We start from the raw sequence: 4672 nt of genomic DNA on the forward strand, positions 1-4672 counted from the left end.
TTACTCCCTTTACATAAGCCCTTGCGTTCGCGAGGAAAAAGATTGGCACTATAAAAGGCTGAGGCGCTTATGTCTACCCGACCAGCATTATGGCGGCGCCTTAGTTTCGAAACATGCGTTCACGAAAGGCGGTTCGCTCTGAGCATGACTCTATCGGTATTATCGATCGCATTCTCAGACGCGCTGCTCGGGCAAAAAGACGCGCTGCGTCAGGGCAAAAGAGCAATGCACGCGCGTGTTTGTCAGCCGCATGACCTCTCTTTCAAATTGTGGCCAAATTATGACAACGTCTTGTCTCGCGGTCTAATCGGCAATAGGCTTTGCCCGCGTCGCCATTTGGCGACGCGGGTTCGGCGGCATCGAGCCCAAGACGACTGCCTTTGAAAGGAGAAGTGGATGTCTTCGTTACTTTCGCTTTCTTTGAGTATCGCTGTGCTGGGCGGGATCTGGGCGTTTCTGGCGTTGGGCCCGCTCGCGGGGTTCGTACTGGTCTGGGCCGGCTTCATCGCCTGGGGTTGCTTCTTTCATAGCGGCGGCGACAGCAAAGCGCTGACCAAAACAATATGCGGAAATATTTACGGAGCTTTCGTCGGCTGGATCGCGCTGATGATCATTTTCACCTTTGGCATCGGCGACCACGGCGTTGCCGCGATGCCGCTCTCGTTGCTGTGACCGTGTTCTTCCTCGTGATCGTCGCCTCGATGGATGCCCTGTCGGTGGTGCCGGCGAATGTGTATGGCTATGCCTCTATTGTCGCTTACACCCTGCATGCGTCTGCGCAGCCGGGCTTGACCACAATGAGCTTCGCCAATCCGCTGATCCTGATCGCGGTGTCGATGGCGCTCGGCGCGGTTTTCGGCTGCCTGTCGGGCGCCTTGGCGAAAATGCTGACGGGTTCGACTTCGGGGCGCGTTACTGCGTGAGCTAAGGTCGCCGTTTAGTCACGAGGCCGCCAACGCGGCCTCTTTTTTGGTATCTTTTTGCTTGGCGCCGCATGGCATCGTCGTTACTGCCATCGTTTTTTCCAGATGAAACGCATATCCGTGATTTCTTCCGCCATCAACAGCATCGGCTACGACGCCGAAACCGGGATTCTCGAAATTGAATTTGCCGGCGGAAACGCATACCAGTATTACGACGTTCCGCACCACGTTTACGACGAGATGATGCACGCCGAATCGCTCGGCGCCTACGTCAACGAGGCGATCGTGCGCGGTGGTTACGCCTATCAGGAAAAATCGTAACGCCTCGCATCGTGCAACACCGGCCATTGATGGAATCCGCTGCGGCAAAGGCTGTCGTACCGGTATCGCGCCACCCGGCGCTTATCGGATCAATGGAGACGTCATGCCTCAACAATTTATTTCGTGGCTCGCCGCCATCGGCTTTCTAATCGCAGCGGCGGCCGCATTCGCGCACCACGGCTGGAGTGAATACGATACGAACAAGCCGATCACCTTGAAGGGCGAAATCACCTCCTCGGGCTATGAACATCCGCACGCCTATCTGAAGCTTCTGACCGAAAAGAAAGAATGGCTGGCGACGCTGGCGCCGCCGTCCCGCATGAGCACGCGCGGGCTGCCGCGCGAGGCGCTCAAGACCGGGGCTGAGGCAACGCTCGTCGGCTATCCGCATCGCAGCAACCAGGATGAAATGCGCGCCGAAACCATCACGATCGGCGGCAAGACCGTAGAGCTTCGGCGCTAGCCGTGCCGATGGGAGGGCCCGGTCGCGAATTCGCTGGGCCGGCCTGGCTGCTTGTGCTCGAGCAGACCGGGATCGCGCAGACCATGCGCGAATCGCTGTGGGCCTATCCGATCGTCGAAATCATTCACATCATCGGCTTTGTCATGCTGGTCGGCGCGGCGACGATGTTCGATCTGCGCGTACTCGGCATCTCGCGCAATATCGAAATCACCCAACTCGCCCGCCATCTGCTGCCGTGGTCGGTGCTGAGCCTGCTGCTCGTCGTGCCGGCCGGGCTGCTGATGTTTTCGACGCACGCGACCGAATTCGCGGCGAATCCGGCGTTTCTGCTGAAGCTGTCGCTGATCGCGCTGGCCGGGGCGAATGCCGCGGCGTTTCATGTCGGCCCCTACCGTTATGTCGAACGCTGGAATCGCAATCTGACCGCGCCCGGCGCCGCACGATTTTTCGCCGGCGTCTCGATCGTGATCTGGCTGGCTGTGATCAGCTGCGGACGGCTGCTCGCGTATTTGTAGTTCGGGTTTTCGCAGCAGCGGGAGCCGCTCGCGGCAAAATCACAACGACAGCTTGCTCAACTGCGCGACAAAGCCGCCTTCGTCTTCGAGAAGCGCAGGTCGAAACGAAGCGCGCCGTCTTCGATCCGGCCGATCACCGGAACGGGCAGCGCCCGAAGCGCCGCGGCGATCCTGTCGAGGGAGGTTCCGGGGTGACGCGCAGCGGGCAGCGGGCGAACCGCCAGGCAACAACTCGGCAACACCTCGACCGGTAATGAGCCGCTGCCGATCTGGCTCTGGCAAGGCTCCACGGTGACCGCGGTGAAGCCGTGCACGGCCCTCTCCACTGCCGCTAAAACACGCGCCGCGCAGGCATTGATGTTGGCGAGATTGCGCGTCAACAGCCGCAGTGTCGGCAGCCGCTCCGCGAGTCGCGCCGGGTCGCGGTACAGGCGCAGTACCGCTTCCAGCGCCGCAAGCGTCATCTTGTCGACGCGCAGCGCGCGCTTCAGCGAATTGCGTTTGATGGCGGCAATCCAATGCGCTCCGCCGACGATGATGCCGGCCTGCGGGCCGCCCAGCAGTTTGTCGCCGCTGAAGGTGACGATGTCGGCGCCGTTGCCGAGTGTCTGCCGCGGCGTCGGCGTCGCCGGCAAACCCCCGTCGCGCAAATCGACCACGGTGCCGCTGCCGAGATCGACAGCGAAAGGCAAGCGATGCTCGTGCGCCAGTTTCGCCAGGTCTTTTTCCGCGACTGCCACGGTGAATCCCTGAATCGCGTAATTGCTGGTTTGCACCTTGAGCAGCATCGCCGTCAGCGGATTGATCGCGCCCGCGAAATCCTTCAGATGCGTGCGATTGGTGGTGCCGACTTCGCGCAAGGTGCAACCCGCGCGCGTCATGATGTCGGGAATGCGAAACGAGCCGCCGATCTCGATCATCTCGCCGCGCGATACCGGCACTTCCCTGTTCAGCGCAAACGTGTTCAGCAACAAAAAAACCGCCGCCGCGTTGTTATTGACGACAGTCGCGGCCCCGGCGCCGGTGAGTTCGCAGATCAGCTTCTCGATGTGATCGTCGCGATCGCCGCGGCCGCCGGAGGCGATGTCGTATTCAAGGCTGCACGGCTGCCCCAGCACCGCGGCGACGGCCTGCTGCGCCTCCTTCGGCAGCAGCGCGCGGCCGAGATTCGTGTGCAGCACGGTTCCGGTCAGATTGAACACCGGGCGCAGCGAAGATTGTTGTTCGATTTCGAGATGCGCACGGCAATGCTGCGCGAACCACGCTTCGTCGATCGCGGCCAGGCCGTCTGCGATTTTGAATTCCTGACGCGCACGCACGAGCTGCGCGCGAATCGCATTGACGACCGCAACGCGCCCGAACTCGCCGATCAGCGGCGCGAATACTGCATAGTTCAGGACGCGATCGACGGAAGGGAGCGCCGACAAACCGGTTTTCGACGGCTCACGCATGGATTTTCGCTATCAGGTTTCGGCGACAGCGCTGTTCATCGCGGCCGCGCCCGCCAGAGTGATGAGTGGCGGAAGAGAGTCGGAGTCGAACCGACCAAGAACCGTCAAACGGCCCTTCCCGGATTTGAAGTCCGGACGCCCCACCGGGGGACACATCCCTTCCGTTATTCATCTGTCATGCATGCCCGCTAACACTGCTGCCCATTCGCGTCTGACCCTGCGCCCTTCGCCTACACGCAGCGTGAAACCGACGCGATCGAAAACTTCGAGTAGGGGTATGGTCAGGTTGCGGCTGACGCCAGTCTCGGTGCGAAAGCGCGCTACAGTAAAAATCCGGTCCGGCTCCTGCTGCGCGAGGCGGGCCGTTATCGCGGCGATTTCGGCTACCGTGGAGGGCGGAAAATAATAATCCGCCGATATGGCGTGAAGCTCGCCGCTTTGCGCCAGCCGGCGCAGCAGGGTCCGCAGCCGTTTGTCATCGGCATTCAGTTGCGCTGCCAGTTGCGCGACTTTCGGCGGCTGCAATTTCACGGCGGCGAGCACGGCGAACAATTGCTCGGCAAGCTGCGCATCGGACGCCGACAAGCTTACGGTATGTCCTGGCGAAAGCAACAAGGGTCCGTCGCGAACCAGATGTTTTTCCGCCAGCAGTTCGGCGATCAAAGCATCGAAAACAGGCCGCGGCAGCCGCTCGGAAAGCGCGCCGCGCAAAGCTTCCGCAGTCATACCTCGACTGTCGGACGCATTCTCCAACCAGGCGCCGAGAGTCGATTCCGCGTGCTCGCGCAACGCGTCCCATCGCTCGCGCGTAAAAGCTAACGTGCGAAGTCCGGTTGTCACCCGTGTCATGGCGACTGCTTTGCAGGCGGCCTCGAATTCGGCTTCGCCCAGATTCCACAACAGCGCCAGACGGCCGAGATCGAGGCCGAGCGGACTCAGTCCGAGCAACTCTTGCAAAGCGTCGCTTGCCGATTCTCGCTCGAGCGCGCGCAGCACAGC

Annotated in this window: 5 protein-coding genes, 1 tRNA gene and 1 pseudogene; 4 read left to right on the forward strand and 3 right to left on the reverse strand. The window is 61.3% G+C overall.

What is annotated here, in order from left to right:
• Positions 1 to 396 precede the first annotated feature (396 nt).
• The 4 genes and pseudogenes from H0V78_09260 (at position 397) to H0V78_09275 (ending at position 2222) form a co-directional block, all read left to right on the forward strand.
• Positions 397 to 923: pseudogene (locus H0V78_09260) on the forward strand (DUF1097 domain-containing protein).
• Positions 924 to 1028: 105 nt separating this feature from the next.
• A complete protein-coding gene (locus tag H0V78_09265; protein ID MBA2351953.1) occupies positions 1029 to 1244 on the forward strand; it encodes a KTSC domain-containing protein in 216 nt (71 codons plus the stop codon).
• Between the two features lie 103 nt (positions 1245 to 1347).
• Complete coding sequence (locus H0V78_09270; GenBank protein MBA2351954.1) at positions 1348 to 1707, forward strand: hypothetical protein; 360 nt, start codon at positions 1348 to 1350, stop codon at positions 1705 to 1707.
• Positions 1708 to 1715: 8 nt separating this feature from the next.
• The gene (locus H0V78_09275; protein MBA2351955.1) at positions 1716 to 2222 is read left to right on the forward strand and encodes a hypothetical protein; all 507 of its coding nucleotides are present in this window, start codon (positions 1716 to 1718) and stop codon (positions 2220 to 2222) included.
• Positions 2223 to 2278: 56 nt separating this feature from the next.
• On the opposite strand, the gene H0V78_09280 is transcribed toward H0V78_09275, so the two are convergent.
• The 3 genes from H0V78_09280 to H0V78_09290 all read right to left on the reverse strand — a co-directional run.
• On the reverse strand, positions 2279 to 3673 hold the full coding sequence (locus H0V78_09280; GenBank protein MBA2351956.1) for an L-seryl-tRNA(Sec) selenium transferase: 1395 nt from the start codon (positions 3671 to 3673) through the stop codon (positions 2279 to 2281).
• A 66-nt stretch (positions 3674 to 3739) separates the two neighbouring features.
• Positions 3740 to 3836 (reverse strand) — tRNA-Sec (locus tag H0V78_09285).
• A 5-nt stretch (positions 3837 to 3841) separates the two neighbouring features.
• Positions 3842 to 4672, reverse strand: an 831-nt coding sequence (locus tag H0V78_09290; GenBank protein MBA2351957.1) for a SelB C-terminal domain-containing protein, incomplete at its 5' end; no start/stop codon positions are given.

The organism is Burkholderiales bacterium (assembly GCA_013695435.1).
Classification (GTDB): domain Bacteria; phylum Pseudomonadota; class Gammaproteobacteria; order Burkholderiales; family JACMKV01; genus JACMKV01.